The 14,223-nt window shown below is 64.9% G+C and carries 12 protein-coding genes and 2 pseudogenes; 6 read left to right on the top strand and 8 right to left on the bottom strand.

The genetic code is table 11. The features are described from left to right. Window positions 1-48: 48 nt before the first annotated feature. Complete coding sequence (locus tag CI805_RS09480; RefSeq protein ID WP_260922513.1) at window positions 49-1,026, bottom strand: DMT family transporter; 978 nt, start codon at window positions 1,024-1,026, stop codon at window positions 49-51. 49 nt (window positions 1,027-1,075) lie between these two features. On the opposite strand from CI805_RS09480, the gene CI805_RS09475 reads away from it, so the two are divergent. Then, window positions 1,076-1,300: a hypothetical protein gene (locus tag CI805_RS09475; RefSeq protein ID WP_260922510.1), complete on the top strand. Its 225-nt coding sequence runs from the start codon at window positions 1,076-1,078 to the stop codon at window positions 1,298-1,300. A 3-nt stretch (window positions 1,301-1,303) separates the two neighbouring features. Here the strand turns inward: CI805_RS09475 and CI805_RS09470 are convergent, their stop codons facing one another. Beyond that, window positions 1,304-2,791 carry a CpaF family protein gene (locus CI805_RS09470; RefSeq protein WP_260922507.1) on the bottom strand — a complete coding sequence of 496 codons (1,488 nt, stop codon included), beginning with the start codon at window positions 2,789-2,791 and terminating at the stop codon, window positions 1,304-1,306. Window positions 2,792-2,967: 176 nt separating this feature from the next. Between CI805_RS09470 and CI805_RS09465 the strand changes: the two genes are divergently transcribed. Beyond that, window positions 2,968-3,246, top strand: coding sequence for an HNH endonuclease (locus CI805_RS09465; protein ID WP_260927928.1), 279 nt, complete (start codon window positions 2,968-2,970; stop codon window positions 3,244-3,246). Window positions 3,247-3,305: 59 nt separating this feature from the next. Here the strand turns inward: CI805_RS09465 and CI805_RS09460 are convergent, their stop codons facing one another. From CI805_RS09460 to CI805_RS09440, 5 genes and pseudogenes are all read right to left on the bottom strand, one after another. Continuing rightward, window positions 3,306-3,563, bottom strand: coding sequence for an ATP synthase F1 subunit epsilon (locus tag CI805_RS09460; protein ID WP_260922504.1), 258 nt, complete (start codon window positions 3,561-3,563; stop codon window positions 3,306-3,308). A 38-nt stretch (window positions 3,564-3,601) separates the two neighbouring features. After that, complete coding sequence (gene atpD, locus CI805_RS09455; RefSeq protein WP_260922502.1) at window positions 3,602-5,059, bottom strand: F0F1 ATP synthase subunit beta; 1,458 nt, start codon at window positions 5,057-5,059, stop codon at window positions 3,602-3,604. Window positions 5,060-5,118: 59 nt separating this feature from the next. After that, window positions 5,119-5,996, bottom strand: a pseudogene (locus CI805_RS09450) (F0F1 ATP synthase subunit gamma). A gap of 61 nt (window positions 5,997-6,057) precedes the next feature. Continuing rightward, a complete protein-coding gene (gene atpA / locus CI805_RS09445) occupies window positions 6,058-7,587 on the bottom strand; it encodes a F0F1 ATP synthase subunit alpha (protein WP_260922500.1) in 1,530 nt (509 codons plus the stop codon). 13 nt (window positions 7,588-7,600) lie between these two features. Next, complete coding sequence (locus CI805_RS09440) at window positions 7,601-8,155, bottom strand: F0F1 ATP synthase subunit delta (protein WP_260922493.1); 555 nt, start codon at window positions 8,153-8,155, stop codon at window positions 7,601-7,603. A 325-nt stretch (window positions 8,156-8,480) separates the two neighbouring features. Between CI805_RS09440 and ada the strand changes: the two genes are divergently transcribed. Further along, the gene (gene ada / locus CI805_RS09435) at window positions 8,481-9,614 is read left to right on the top strand and encodes a bifunctional DNA-binding transcriptional regulator/O6-methylguanine-DNA methyltransferase Ada (RefSeq protein WP_260922490.1); all 1,134 of its coding nucleotides are present in this window, start codon (window positions 8,481-8,483) and stop codon (window positions 9,612-9,614) included. On the opposite strand, the pseudogene CI805_RS09430 reads toward ada, so the two are convergent. Further along, window positions 9,599-11,763, bottom strand: a pseudogene (locus tag CI805_RS09430) (primosomal protein N'). The gene ada and the pseudogene CI805_RS09430 overlap by 16 nt on opposite strands. A gap of 51 nt (window positions 11,764-11,814) precedes the next feature. Between CI805_RS09430 and CI805_RS09425 the strand changes: the two are divergent. From CI805_RS09425 to fsa, 3 genes are all read left to right on the top strand, one after another. Further along, window positions 11,815-12,567 carry a DUF4197 family protein gene (locus CI805_RS09425; RefSeq protein WP_260922487.1) on the top strand — a complete coding sequence of 251 codons (753 nt, stop codon included), beginning with the start codon at window positions 11,815-11,817 and terminating at the stop codon, window positions 12,565-12,567. Between the two features lie 133 nt (window positions 12,568-12,700). After that, window positions 12,701-13,330, top strand: a complete 630-nt coding sequence (locus CI805_RS09420) for a DUF4197 family protein (protein ID WP_260922484.1) — start codon at window positions 12,701-12,703, stop codon at window positions 13,328-13,330. A gap of 181 nt (window positions 13,331-13,511) precedes the next feature. Further along, a complete protein-coding gene (gene fsa, locus CI805_RS09415; RefSeq protein ID WP_260922481.1) occupies window positions 13,512-14,162 on the top strand; it encodes a fructose-6-phosphate aldolase in 651 nt (216 codons plus the stop codon). Window positions 14,163-14,223 lie beyond the last annotated feature (61 nt).

Raw genomic sequence — 14,223 nt, 5'->3', positions numbered from 1 at the left:
CAGGTTCCCACGCTCCGGCGATGACCGAGCACGTTTTCACGAAGATGATCAGAGAGGCTGGGGACCAGCCTTGGCCTCTTCCAGTGCAGCATCGTCGAGCGAAGTGGTCGGCGCGATCGCTTTTGCCAGCACGATCTCGCGCCAGGTGATGAGAAGGCCCGCACCAATCACCAGCGGTGCCCCCAGCCAGATCGAGGCAGGCGGCCACTCGCCGAATACCAGCACGCCAAAGCCGGTCGCCCAGATCAGCGAGGTGTAGTCCATCACCACCACCGTCGCCACCGCACCCCGGCTGAGCGCGGCTGCAATGAAGAACTGCGCCAGCGTCCCTGCCAGCCCCACGCCGACCAACATCAGCCAGACCTGCCAAGGGTGCGGCTGTCCGTAGAGCGGCAGCGCGATGGCGGCCACCACCGCGCCGAAGGCCGAGAACCAGAATACACAGGCGATCGGCGAATCGGTGCGGGCCAGACTGCGCACCTGAAAGCTCACGGTCGCAACGATCAGGCCCGCGCCCAGGCCCGAGGCGAGGCCCGCCAGCGCAATCGGCTCGGCGCCGGGTCGCGCGATCAGCAGGACGCCTGCAAAGCCGATCAGCACCGCGCTCCAGCGCCACGGGCCAACCTTCTCGCGCAGGACCAGTCCCGCGATCAGCACGGCAAAGATCGGCGAAGTGAAGCTGAGCGTAGTACCCACCGGCAACGGCAGCAGCGTTGCCGTGCCGACATTGCACAACAGGCCAAGCGTTCCCACTGCGGCCCGGCCCAGATGCGCAGGCACGCGGTGCGTCTTGAGCAGTGACATCTCTCCACGAGCCGCGAGCCATAGCAGCATGATCGGCACCGCCATGCCCTGCCGCCAGAACAACATCTCCGGCACTGAAACGCCGTGCCTGGAGGCAAGGCGGATCAGCATGAACATCGCCGAGAGCATGAACATGCCGAGCACGCGCAGGCCCAGCGCGGCGAGCGGGCTGTCCTGTGTCCTGGTGCGGGGCGGAATGGCAGGAGTTGCGGAGGCGGTCATTTCGCCTACCCCCTTTAATTTGCGTGAGCGTCAGGGCAATGGGCGAGAGATGGATCAAACCGATCTCCTCTTCGCCGCAGGCGGTGGCGCCTGCATCGTTCTGGCTGCGATTGCTTGGCTGGCCGATCACCTGCGCGCGCGGCGCCGCGATCTCGACCGGGTGGGCCTGATCCCGTGGACAGGCGTGTTCTTCATGACCTTCCTGCCCGGTATCCTGATGCTGGGCCTTGCCTCGCGCGCGATCGTGACGGCCCTGATCGCGCGCTTTCAGTAGAGTTCAGAGGCAGGCTTCGAGGAAGGCCTGATCGAAGCCGAACTGGCGCGCCTTCTCCAGCGTATAGGGACGCAGGCCCGAGGAGCGGAATTCGCCGATGATCTTGCCGTCGTCGGTCTCGTCCAGATACTCGAACTTGAACAGTTCCTGCGTGACGATGACATCGCCCTCCATGCCGATCACCTCGGTGATGTTGGTGGTGCGGCGCGAACCATCGCGCAGGCGCTTCACCTGCACGATAAGGTCGACCGATTCGGCGATCTGGCGGCTGATGGCTTCCTTGGGGATCTTGATGTCGCCCATCAGGATCATGTTTTCCATACGGCCAAGGCATTCGCGCGGGCTGTTGGCGTGGAGCGTACACATCGAACCGTCGTGACCGGTGTTCATCGCGGCGAGCAGGTCGAAGCACTCGGCGCCACGGATTTCGCCCAGGATGATGCGGTCGGGACGCATACGCAGGGCGTTCTTCACCAGATCGCCGATGGTGATCGCGCCTTGCCCTTCAAGGTTCGGCGGGCGGGTTTCCAGCGGCAGCCAATGCGGCTGCTGCAGGCGGAGTTCGGCTGCGTCCTCGATCGTCAGCACGCGCTCGCCCGGATCGATCATTTTCGAAAGGGCGTTGAGCATCGTTGTCTTGCCCGAGCCCGTACCGCCCGAGATCACCACGTTCATGCGGCAGGCCCCGGCGATCTTGAGCGCGGTTGCCATCTTCTCGCTCATCGAACCGAAGCCCTTGAGCATGTCGATGGTGATCGGCTTCTCGGAGAACTTACGGATCGAGATCGCCGTGCCGCGAAGGCTCAGCGGCGGGACGATCACGTTGACGCGGCTGCCGTCCTTAAGGCGGGCGTCGGCCAGCGGCGTGGTCTGGTCGACGCGGCGGCCGACCTGGTTGACGATGCGCTGGGCGATCTGGAACAGGTGCTGCTCGTCGCGGAATTTGGTCGAGGCGAGTTGCAGCTTGCCCTTCTTTTCGATGTAGGTCTGGTTGGGTCCATTGACCATGATATCGGACACGTCAGGGTCGTTCAGCAGTTCTTCGAGCGGACCGAAACCCAGCAGTTCGTCGATCAGCACCTTTTCGAGCGCGAACTGCTCACGACGGTTGAAGGTGATCTTCAGTTCCGCCAGCACTTCCATGATGATCGGGCGGAATTCCTCCGACAGCTCATCCTTGGTCAGCGTGGCGGCAGCTTCGGGATCGACGCGCTCCAGCAGGCGCGGCAGCACCTGTTCCTTGATCTTGTGGATCGAGGCTTCGAAGCCGCCTTGCTCGTTGGAAGCGTCGTGAACGGCATTGGCGCGATCGGCGAGACGCGCCATGGCGTCCTCCCCGCGTGCCTTGGGGCCTTCGGGTGCCGCTGCGGCGGCAGGCTCGGCAAAGGGCGTTTCCGGCATTCCGCCTTTGAGCGGGCGAGCGACACCAAAAGCCGGGCGTGCGCCCTGCGTCATGCCGTTGATACCGTTGCGCCGACCGAATGCCGTCATTTTACCCTCAATTCCAAGTTCGCAAGACGCAGGCTGCTTTGGAGAAGCATGCGGGCGATTGAGCACCGGATTAAGGTTGAAACTTTGATAACTTCCTAATGCCGGGAGGTATCCGGCGGCGAACACGGCGAAGCGAACTTGATCGGTTCGGCCAAGCGCGCCATTTTCGGGACATCATGGATGCACCGCAAACCTGCTGCTGGCTATGCGACAGGCCTCTGGGGCAGCGGGTCGAATGGCATCATCCCGTGCCAAAAAGCCGGGGCGGGCGTCGGACGGTTCCCGTCCATCCCATCTGCCACCGCACCTTGCATGCGACCTTTCCCAATGCCCGGCTGGCAAAGCTGGGCGAGGATCTGGCGATGTTGCGGGCCACCCCGGAAATCGCGCGTTTCCTCTCGTGGGTTGCCAGCAAACCGCCTGATTTTCATGCGCCTACGGCCAAGCGTAGATAAAGAAAAAGGGCGCCGCCGGTCAGACCGGGGCGCCCCATTTTCGCGTGATGTAAAAGGCGTCAGCCGTTCACATGCTCGGCCAGAACCGTCAGACCGTTCGCGCCGACTTCCGCGAAGCCGCCGGTGATCTGGATCGCCTCGGGCGCGGCGTTCTCGGTGCGATAGACCATGAGCGCGCCGTCGGCGACGGTCGACATGAAGGGCGCGTGGCCCTCCAGCACGCCGAACTCGCCTTCGGTTCCGGGGACGACCACCATGTGGACTTCCTCGGAGCGAACGAGCCGGGCCGGCGTCACGAGTTCGAAGTGCAGTGCCATCGGTTCGTTTCCTTGCGTTCGATCAGCAGACGTGACGATCAGGCGTCAGCGGCCAGCTTCTTGGCCTTCTCGACGGCGTCGTCGATGCCGCCGACCATGTAGAAGGCCGCTTCCGGCAGGTGATCGTACTCACCGTTGACCACCGCCTTGAACGACTTGATGGTTTCTTCCAGCTGCACGAACTTGCCCGAGATGCCGGTGAAGACTTCGGCCACGTGGAACGGCTGCGAAAGGAACTTCTGGATCTTGCGGGCGCGGGCGACCGTCAGCTTGTCCTCTTCCGACAGTTCGTCCATGCCCAGGATTGCGATGATGTCCTGCAGCGACTTGTACTTCTGCAGGGTTTCCTGAACGCGGCGGGCGGTCTCGTAGTGCTCGGCACCGACGATGCGGGGCTCCAGCACGCGCGAGGTCGAGTCGAGCGGGTCGACCGCCGGGTAGATGCCCAGTTCCGAGATGGCGCGGTTCAGCGTCGTCGTCGCATCAAGGTGCGCGAACGAGGCAGCAGGCGCCGGATCGGTAAGGTCGTCCGCGGGGACGTAGATCGCCTGGACCGAGGTGATCGAACCCTTGGTGGTCGAGGTGATGCGCTCCTGCAACTGACCCATGTCGGTCGCCAGCGTCGGCTGATAGCCCACGGCCGAAGGAATACGGCCCAGCAGTGCCGACACTTCCGCGCCCGCCTGCGTGAAGCGGAAGATGTTGTCGACGAAGAACAGCACGTCCTGACCTTCCTGGTCGCGGAAGTACTCGGCCATGGTCAGACCCGACAGGGCAACGCGGGCACGCGCGCCCGGCGGCTCGTTCATCTGGCCGTACACGAGCGCAACCTTCGAACCGTCCGAGGTGGCGTTGCCTTCGGCGTCCTTGGCGATAACGCCCGCGTCGAGGAACTCGTGGTACAGATCGTTACCCTCGCGGGTGCGCTCGCCGACGCCCGCGAAGACGGAAACGCCGCCGTGGCCCTTGGCGATGTTGTTGATCAGTTCCTGGATGAGCACGGTCTTGCCGACGCCCGCGCCGCCGAACAGGCCGATCTTGCCGCCCTTGGCGTAAGGGGCGAGAAGGTCGATGACCTTGATGCCGGTGACGAGGATCGCCGCTTCGGTCGACTGCTCGGTGAACTCGGGCGCCTTGGCGTGGATCGGGGCGAACATGTCCGAACCGATCGGGCCACGCTCGTCGATCGGATCGCCGACGACGTTCATGATACGGCCCAGGGTCTTGGGACCGACCGGAACCGAGATCTGCGCGCCGGTCGACACGACGTTCTGACCGCGGGTCAGGCCCTCGGTGCTGTCCATCGCGATGGTGCGAACGGTGTTCTCACCCAGATGCTGGGCGACTTCGAGCACCAGCTTCTGGCCGTTGTTCTCGGTTTCGAGAGCGGAGAGGATCGACGGCAGTTCGCCATCGAAAGTCACATCGACGACAGCACCGATGATCTGGCTGATCTTGCCAGTAGTGGTCTGGTTAAGCACGGGGGCGGTGGCCATTTTGGGTTCCTTGCCTGCGGTTTCTTGAAGCGCTTCCGCGCCAGAGTTTTCGGGTGCCGTTAAAGCGCTTCCGCGCCGGCGATAATTTCGACGAGCTCAGTGGTGATCGCGGCCTGACGGCTGCGGTTGTACTGGATCGTGAGGTTCTTGATAAGATCGCCGGCGTTGCGCGTCGCGTTGTCCATGGCGGTCATCGACGCGCCCTGTTCGGAAGCGGCATTTTCCAGCAGCGCCCCGAAGATCTGGGTCTTCACGTAGCGCGGCAGCAGGGCTGCCAGGATCTGCTCCTCATCGGGCTCGTACTCGACGACGGCATCGTTGGCATCGGCAGCCTCGACCTTGGGAGTCGGAACCGGAATGACCTGAACGCTCGTCGGCTCCTGAAGAAGCGCGGTGCGGAACTTGGAGAAGAACAGGTGGGCCACGTCGAAGCGGCCTTCGTCGTAGAGCTTCACCAGTTCGTTGGCGATCTTCTCGGCTTCGTCGAAACCGGGTTGCGCACGTCCGTGGTGTCGAACGTGTAGGCGACCTGGTTCGGGTAGGCGCGGGTGATCGGCGCGCGGCCCTTGCGGCCCACGAGGTAGAACAGCACGGTTTTGCCCTGGGCTTCCAGCTCGCGCGCCTTGGCCATGGCAGCCTTGACGATGTTCGAGTTGAAAGCGCCCGCCAGACCCTTGTCCGAGTTGGCAACCACGAGCAGGTGAACCTGATCGCTGCCGGTGCCGGTCAACAGCTTGGGGCTGGAGCCGCTGAGGCTGACGCGGCCCGCCAGCGAGGCCATGACGCGCGTCAGACGCGTGGCGTAAGGGCGCGCGGCCTCGGCGGCCGCCTGTGCCTTGCGCAGCTTGGCCGCAGCGACCATCTGCTTGGCCTTGGTGATCTTCTGGGTCGATTTGACCGAGCCGATCCGGCCCTTGAGTTCCTTGAGCGAAGCCACTCGTTTGTCTCCGAATTACCGGCCGGACCCGAAAGCCCGGCGCGGCGGCGTCACGTCAGTCTCAGGCGAACTGCTTGGCGAAGGCGTCGAGCGCGGCGACGGTCTTGTCCTTGATCTCGCCCTCGAACTTCTTCGTGTCGCGGATCATGGCCAGCACGTCGGCATGCTCGGCGCGCATGTAGTCCAGCATCTCGGCTTCGTACTCGGTCACGCGGGTGGCCGGGATCTTGTCGAGGTAGCCGTTGGTGCCCGCGAAGATCGAGACGACCTGCTCTTCCATGCCGAGCGGCGAGAACTGCTTCTGCTTGAGCAGCTCGGTCAGGCGCGCACCGCGGTTGAGCAGCTTCTGCGTCGAGGCGTCGAGGTCCGAACCGAACTGCGCGAAGGCCGCCATTTCGCGGTACTGCGCCAGCTCCAGCTTGATCGAACCGGCAACCTTCTTCATCGCCTTGGTCTGCGCAGCGCCGCCGACGCGGCTGACCGACAGGCCGACGTTGATCGCCGGACGGATGCCCTGATAGAACAGGCCGGTTTCGAGGAAGATCTGGCCGTCGGTGATCGAGATCACGTTGGTCGGAATGTAGGCCGACACGTCGCCTGCCTGCGTCTCGACGATCGGGAACGCGGTCAGCGACCCTGCGCCCTTGTCGTCGCTCATCTTGGCCGCACGCTCAAGCAGGCGGCTGTGGAGGTAGAACACGTCGCCCGGATAGGCTTCGCGGCCCGGCGGACGGCGCAGCAGCAGCGACATTTGGCGGTAGGCGACGGCCTGCTTCGAAAGATCGTCGTACACGATCACGGCGTGCATGCCGTTGTCGCGGAAGAACTCACCCATCGCGGCGCCGGTGTAGGGCGCGAGGTACTGCATCGGTGCGGGCTCCGAAGCAGTCGCGGCGATGACGATGGAATATTCCATCGCGCCGTTCTCTTCGAGCTGGCGCACGATCTGCGCCACGGTCGAGCGCTTCTGGCCGACAGCGACGTAGATGCAGTAGAGCTTCTTGTTCTCGTCGTCGCTCTTGTTCGCTTCCTTCTGGTTGATGAAGGTGTCGATGGCGACGGCGGTCTTGCCGGTCTGGCGGTCACCGATGATCAGCTCGCGCTGGCCACGGCCCACGGGAACGAGGGCGTCGATCGCCTTGAGGCCGGTCTGCACGGGCTCGTGCACCGACTGGCGCGGGATGATGCCGGGAGCCTTGGTCTCGACGCGGCGACGCTCGGTGTACTCGATCGGGCCCTTGCCGTCGATCGGGTTGCCCAGCGCATCGACGACGCGGCCGAGCAGGCCCTTGCCGGTCGGCACGTCGACGATGGTGTTGGTGCGCTCGACGATGTCGCCTTCCTTGATCTCGGCGTCCGAGCCGAAGATCACGACGCCGACGTTGTCGGCTTCGAGGTTGAGCGCCATGCCCTGGGTGCCGTTGGCGAACTTGACCATTTCGCCGGCCTGGATGTTGTCCAGACCATGGATGCGGGCGATGCCATCACCCACCTTGAGCACCGAGCCGACTTCCGAGACCTGTGCCCCGGTGCCGAAGCTGGCGATCTGGTCCTTGATGACCTTCGAGATTTCTGCCGCGCGGATATCCATTGTTCTGCCTTTCTTAGCCCTGCATGGCCTGGGCGAGCGAATTGAGACGGGTGCGGATCGAGCTGTCGATGCGCTTGGACCCGATAGTGACGACGAGGCCGCCGAGCAGTTCCGGATCGATCCGGGTGCTGAGCTTGATCTTGCGGCCTTCGCGCGCCTCGAGCTTGTGACGCAGTTCCTCGACCTGGGCTTCGCTCAGCGGGTGAGCGCTGGCCACTTCGGCCGAGACTTCGCCGCGCTGGGCAGCGGCAATCGCGGCGAACGCGGTGACGATGCCCGGCAGCGAGGCAAGGCGACGGTTGGCCGCCAGCACGCCGAGGAAATTGCGAGTGAGGGGCGAGACACCGAGCACACCGGCCACGGCATCGATCGCCTGACCGGCTGCCTTGCGGCTCAGCTGGGGATTGCGAATCAGATCCGCCATTTCCGCGCTTTCGCGCAGGGCCTGCCCAAGACCTTCGAGGTCGCTCTCGACTGTCGAGACGGTGCCCGCTTCGCTGGCAAGGTCGAACAGCGCCGAAGCGTATCGTCCCTGCAGGCTGGCCTTGATTGCGCCGGAATTCTCCACGCCGTCCTGTTCCTTACATCGGTGTGTCTGGGGCACGACAAGACAGTGCGCGAAAGCGCTCTCCCCGGCCTGCTGTCGGGGGCCGCATAGCGACGATAATGCGACGACGCAAGGTGGGCGGATTGTCTATGCGCGACCGCAATCGAAGTGATTTGAAAGCAGAAATCGGGAAGCGCTGCCGTGTGCACGCAATTACTATGCGCGCATGACCTTCATTTCGCCAAAAACTGCGCCGCAAGCGGGACACACCCTGCCGATTTTCCAGCTCGGAAATGGTGCAGGCCCGCGCGATCTTTCGCGCTCGCGCCTTGACCCGGCAGGTCGGATGACGGATTCGGACGGCATGGCGAACACTATGCCCGATAATAATACGGGGCCCGATGATGATACGGCCTGGCGCGCGGTTCTGTCGCGCAACCGGGATTACGACGGGCATTTCGTGACCGGCGTGCTCTCTACCGGCATCTACTGCCGTCCCTCGTGCGCGGCCCGCCATCCCCGGCGCGAGAACGTGCGGTTCTTCGCGACGCCTTCGCAAGCGCGTGAGGAAGGCCTGCGCCCGTGCCTGCGCTGCCATCCCGATGACGTATCGCGGGACGAGGCCGCGCTGGCAGAGGCGGTGCGAATGCTCGCGCTCGACGAGGCCATCACGGTCGAGCAGGTGGCAGGCCATGTCGGCTATTCGCCCGCCCATTTCCAGCGCCTGTTCAAGCGCGCGCTGGGACTGACGCCTGCCGCCTATGCCCGCGCCCGGCGCATGGAACGCGTACAGAACGCCTTACAGGAGACCCACAAGGTGACAGAGGCCATCTACGACGCCGGATACGGCTCCGCATCGCGCTTCTACGAGGCCAGCGAAGCCCGCCTCGGCATGACACCCTCGGCATGGAAGCACGGCGGGCGCGGCGTGGCGATCCATTGGGCGGTGGTTCCCACCAGTATGGGCGCGATGCTGGTCGCCGCGACGGGGAAGGGTGTGTGCCGCCTCTCGTTCGACGAAAGCGTCGAGGCGCTGGCCGAGCGTTTCCCCCATGCTGATCTGATCGAGGGCGGCGAGGATTTCGCGGCCTTACTCCGACAAGTGATCGACGCGGTCGAGCGTCCGGGCGATGCACGCGGCATTCCGCTCGACGTGGCAGGCACCGCGTTTCAGGAAGCGATCTGGCGCGAGCTTCAGCGCATTCCGGCAGGCGAGACGCGCAGCTATGCGCAGCTGGCCACCGCCGTGGGCAAGCCCAAGGCCATGCGCGCGGCAGGCTCAGCCAATGGCGCGAACTGTGTGGCGGTGCTGATCCCGTGCCACCGCGTGGTGCGCACCGATGGCACGATCGGCGGCTATGCCTATGGCACCGACATCAAGCGCGAACTGCTGCGCCGCGAGGGTGTCACTACGGAACACGGCGACACGCCTGATCTCTTTGCTGATCGGACGCCCCGGACAAGTCAGACAAAAGAGTAAGGGTCGATATCGATGTTCACGCGCACACCGCGCGGGAACTGGAGCGGCTCCAGCCACTCGCGCAGCACCTTCTGAAGACTGGCCGAGCGCCGCGCGTTGATGAGCAGACGGAAGCGGTGCCGTCCGCGCAGCAGCGAGAGCGGGGCAGGGGCAGGGCCGAGCACCAGCATGTCGGGCAGGTCCGGCGCAGTGCCGCCGATGGCGCGGGCCGCATCGCGCGCCTCGTTGAGTTCTTCCGAGGAGACGATGATCGCTGCCCAGCGTCCGAACGGCGGGGCACCGGCATCGCGGCGCGCCTCGGTCTCGGCGGCATAGAAGGCATCGCGGTCGCCCGCCGCCAGCGCAGCGATGACGGCGGCTTCGGGATGCCGCGTCTGGAGCAGCACCTGCCCCGGCTTCTCGCCGCGCCCGGCGCGCCCGGCGACCTGCGCGATCTGCTGGTACGTCCGCTCGCCCGCGCGCAGATCGCCACCTTCGAGGCCAAGGTCCGCATCGACGACACCGACCAGCGTCAATTCCGGAAAATGGTATCCCTTCGTTACCAGTTGCGTACCGATAATGACGTCGATCACGCGGCCTTCCGCCATCGCGACGAACTCGCCGATGGCTTCGGGCGTGTTCATCGTGTCCGAGGTGACAAGCGCGGTGCGCGCCTCGGGCAGCACTTCGGCCACTTCATCGGCGATCCGCTCCACACCCGGCCCGCAGGCGACGAGGCAATCGCCGGTGCCGCATTCGGGGCAGGCCTCCGGTGCAGGCGTTTCATGCCCACAGTGGTGACAGGCAAGGCGCTTGGAAAAGCGATGCTCCACCAGCCATGCCGTGCAGTTGGGACACTGGAAGCGATAGCCGCAGTTGCGGCACAGCGTCAGCGGGGCATAGCCGCGGCGGTTGAGGAACAGCAGCGATTGCTCGCCCCGCGCCAGCCTTACCTTCATCTCCTCGACCAGCCGAGGCGCCAGCCAGCGCCCGCGCTCGGGCGCCTCGCTGCGCAAGTCCAGCACCTCGATCGAGGGCAGGCTGGCACCCCCGAAGCGCCCGGCCAGCTCGATCCGGCGATAGACACCCGCCTCGGCAAGCTGCATCGATTCCAGCGCCGGGGTTGCGCTGGCAAGGATCACCGGGATGCCCTCGAACCGCGCGCGGATCACCGCCACGTCGCGGGCATTGTAGCGCACGCCGTCATCCTGCTTGAACGAGACCTCATGCGCCTCGTCGACGACGATCAGGCCCAGCCTGGCATAAGGCATGAACAGTGCCGAGCGCGCGCCGACGACGACCTGCGCGTCTCCGCTGACGATAGCCCGCCATGCCCGTCGCCGCTCGCTGGCCTTGAGCGAGGAATGCCACAGGATCGGCGGCACGCCGAAGCGATGCTCGAAACGGCGCAGGAAATTCTCGGTCAGCGCGATCTCGGGCAGCAATACCAGAATTTGCCGCCCCAGCCGCAGCGCTTCGGCGACAGCCTCGAAATAGGTCTCGGTCTTGCCCGAGCCAGTCACGCCATCGAGCAGGAACGGCGCAAATTCATGCGCGATGACGGCCTCGATAAAGGCATCCGCCGCCGTGCGCTGTTCCGGATTGAGGTCGGGCACGGCATGTTCGGGATCGGCGGCGAGATAAGGCCGGTCGAGATCGACCGTCACCGCCTCCAGTATCCCTGCGCCCACCATCCCGCGCAGCACCCCTTCGGAGACGCTGGCGAGTTCGGCGAGTTCGCGGATCGAGGCCTGCTCACCCTGCAGCGCGTCCATTGCGGCAGCGCGCTGGGGGTAAGGCGGGCGGGTTCCACGCCCGTCAGGCGATACTCGGTGGTCGTGCCGCCGCCGCGCAACGCCGCGCTGCTGCCCAGTGCCATGCGTGCCACCGAGGCCATCGGCGCGCAGTAGTAATCGGCCGTCCACTCCACCAACCGCCGCAGCGGTTCGGGCAGCGGGGGCACCGGCAGCACTTCCAGAATGGGACGCAGTTTTGATTCAGGCACTTCCTGCGCATTCAGGCGTTGCGGCTCCCAGACGATTCCGAGTATTTGTCTGGGCCCCAACGGCGCCACCACCACGGCGCCCGGCTGCGGGGCCATGCCGTCCGGCACGCGGTAGTCGAGCACGCCGAGCGCGGCATTGAAGACGAGGAGGCGGACGCGTTTCATGTCGCGTCGATATAGGCACCGCATCGGGTGTTCGTGAAGCAGGAGGGCATTGTGAACTGGGGATCGCGTAACAATTTCACCGCGCAAGGCGCGTTTTTCGGACCCGAGGCGATCATCGCACGCCGCAGCGTGCTGGGTTTTGCTGCAGCGGGCCTCGCCGTGGCCCTGACCGGCTGCGTGACGAACGAAGGCGGCTCCCGCCCGCATAGGGCAGGGCCGCCGCCAGCGAACGAGGGTGCCGTGCGCGCACTTCTGCACCTCGCCAGCGCCCGTGCCTTTGCGCAGCTCAGCCAGCCGGACGGCTTCTGGAACAGCCCGGTCGCACAGATCGGCCTGCCGGTGCTGTTCCAGCGCCCCGGTCGCACCCGCAACAATGCGCTGCGCTCGGCAAAATTCCGCAACGACCTTGCGCACCGGCTCAACACCTTCGCCGAGGCCGGTGCGAAAGTCGCCAGGCCGCTGATCGAACGCGCGATCGACGAGGCGACCTTTGCCAAGCCCGACGCGCTGCTTACTGCGGGGCGCACTGCCGCCAGCAGCGACTTGCGCCAGCAGATGGGGCCAGCGCTGGTCAACACGATGATCCCAGCGCTCGAACAGGCCATGCAGGCCAGTAACGATCCGGTGCTGGCCAGGGCCATGGCGGCGGTTTCGGGCGTGACGATCACCGACGCGGCACATGCCCTCGCACTCGGGGCCGACAATGCGATCTGGTACGAGATCGGAGCCGCCGAAGGACAGGTTCGCGACGATCCCACCGCTGGCGGTAACGCCATGCTGGCCGCCGCTCTGCATCGCCGATAACCGATTGCCTTCGCTGCATAACGTTACACAGTGATACTTGACTGTTATGCGGTGAAACGAACGCGCCATCGCGACGAAACGAGTTCTTCCTAGCCCTGCGCCACCAAAGATGCGTGGCGGAGGGTTGAGGGGAATGACGACAGTCGGTTTCGAGCAGGTCTTAGACCTGAAGAAAACAACGCGGCGAGCCGTACTCGCCGGTGGCGGGCTGCTTGCGGCGGGGCTTCTGTCCGGCTGTGCCGCCTCGATGGTGCATTCCGGCCCGACGCTGACCGGGCGGCGCCTGCTGACGCTCTCGATCGAGCGCAGCTATGCCCAGCTTGCCAGTGCGAACGGATTCTGGGACAGCCGCTACCGGCTCGCCATTCCGCGCCTTTCCGGGACGCAGCCCGCCTCGGCCTCGAACGATCCCGCGCTTCAGCGCCAGCTCAACGACTATGCCTACAAGGCCATTCTCGAAGCGCAGCCGGTGCTGATGGATGCGGCCGAGCGCCTGCCGATGAAATATGGACGGCAGGCCTATCGCGGGCAGATGTCGATCAGCGCCTTCATGCGACGCGGGTTCGGCGCTTCACTGGACAACGTACTGTTCTCCAACCTCTATACGATCATCGGTAATGGCAGCAGCATTTCGCTCGCCATGCAGCAGCAACTGGCGCACGATGCCGCCGATGCGCTGTGGCGCACGATCGCGGCGAACGAGGCCGAGCTGAAGGCGCACCCCGGCGAACTCGATACCGAACCGATGCATACTGCCGTCTGAGCCGCTTGGCCCGACGGCATCTCTCACGCGGATCAGCCTTACACGGGGTAGCCCCGCGCACGCGGGACGCCTATAGCGGGGCCAGAATCGCAAACCCATCGAAGCCGGGTCTTGCGGGCCGGGCACTCCTGTCCTGCGCCTGCCAGTGAACCGGCTTTCGCAGCAGGATGTTTCCCGAGCCATGAAGTTCTTTGTCGACACCGCCGAAATCGCCGACATCAAGGAGCTTGCCGAAACCGGCCTGCTCGACGGCGTGACCACCAACCCCTCGCTGATCGCCAAGTCGGGTCGTGACTTCATCGAAGTGACCAAGGAAATCTGCGCGCTGGTGGACGGTCCGGTTTCCGCCGAAGTCGTCGCGCTCGACCACGCAGGGATGATGCGCGAGGCGGAAAAGCTGCGCAAGATCGCCGACAACGTGTGCATCAAGGTGCCGCTGACGATCGACGGTCTCAAGACCTGCAAGGCGCTGACCTCGGACGGCACGCAGGTCAACGTGACGCTGTGCTTCTCGGCCAACCAGGCGCTGCTCGCCGCCAAGGCAGGGGCAACCTTCATCTCGCCCTTCATCGGTCGCCATGACGACAACGGCTTCGACGGCATCCAGCTGATCGAGGATATCCGCATCATCTATGACAACTACGCCTACGAGACCCAGATTCTCGCGGCATCGGTGCGTCACCCGATCCACCTCCTCCAGTGTGCGAAGATCGGCGCCGATGTCGCCACGATGCCGCCCTCGGTCATTAAGAACCTGTTCAAGCACGTTCTGACCGAAAAGGGCATCGAGGGCTTCCTGGCCGACTGGGCGAAGACCGGCCAGTCGATCTGATCCGGAAAGGTCGATCTGATCTCAAGAGGTCGGCCTAGCTAATTGTAAATACGAAGGTTCC

This window comes from Novosphingobium sp. 9, assembly GCF_025340265.1.
In the GTDB taxonomy this organism is placed as follows: domain Bacteria; phylum Pseudomonadota; class Alphaproteobacteria; order Sphingomonadales; family Sphingomonadaceae; genus Novosphingobium.
This window is presented reverse-complemented; position numbering and strand designations above follow the sequence as displayed.

Excerpts from the sequence above, each read along its gene's own strand:
- CI805_RS09480 (WP_260922513.1), bottom strand. The coding sequence starts at position 1,026 with ATGACCGCCTCCGCAACTCCTGCCATTCCGCCCCGCACCAGGACACAG.
- CI805_RS09475 (WP_260922510.1), top strand. The coding sequence starts at position 1,076 with ATGGATCAAACCGATCTCCTCTTCGCCGCAGGCGGTGGCGCCTGCATC.
- CI805_RS09470 (WP_260922507.1), bottom strand. The coding sequence starts at position 2,791 with ATGACGGCATTCGGTCGGCGCAACGGTATCAACGGCATGACGCAGGGC.
- CI805_RS09465 (WP_260927928.1), top strand. The coding sequence starts at position 2,968 with ATGGATGCACCGCAAACCTGCTGCTGGCTATGCGACAGGCCTCTGGGG.
- CI805_RS09460 (WP_260922504.1), bottom strand. The coding sequence starts at position 3,563 with ATGGCACTGCACTTCGAACTCGTGACGCCGGCCCGGCTCGTTCGCTCC.
- atpD (WP_260922502.1), bottom strand. The coding sequence starts at position 5,059 with ATGGCCACCGCCCCCGTGCTTAACCAGACCACTACTGGCAAGATCAGC.
- atpA (WP_260922500.1), bottom strand. The coding sequence starts at position 7,587 with ATGGATATCCGCGCGGCAGAAATCTCGAAGGTCATCAAGGACCAGATC.
- ada (WP_260922490.1), top strand. The coding sequence starts at position 8,481 with ATGACGGATTCGGACGGCATGGCGAACACTATGCCCGATAATAATACG.
- CI805_RS09420 (WP_260922484.1), top strand. The coding sequence starts at position 12,701 with ATGACGACAGTCGGTTTCGAGCAGGTCTTAGACCTGAAGAAAACAACG.
- fsa (WP_260922481.1), top strand. The coding sequence starts at position 13,512 with ATGAAGTTCTTTGTCGACACCGCCGAAATCGCCGACATCAAGGAGCTT.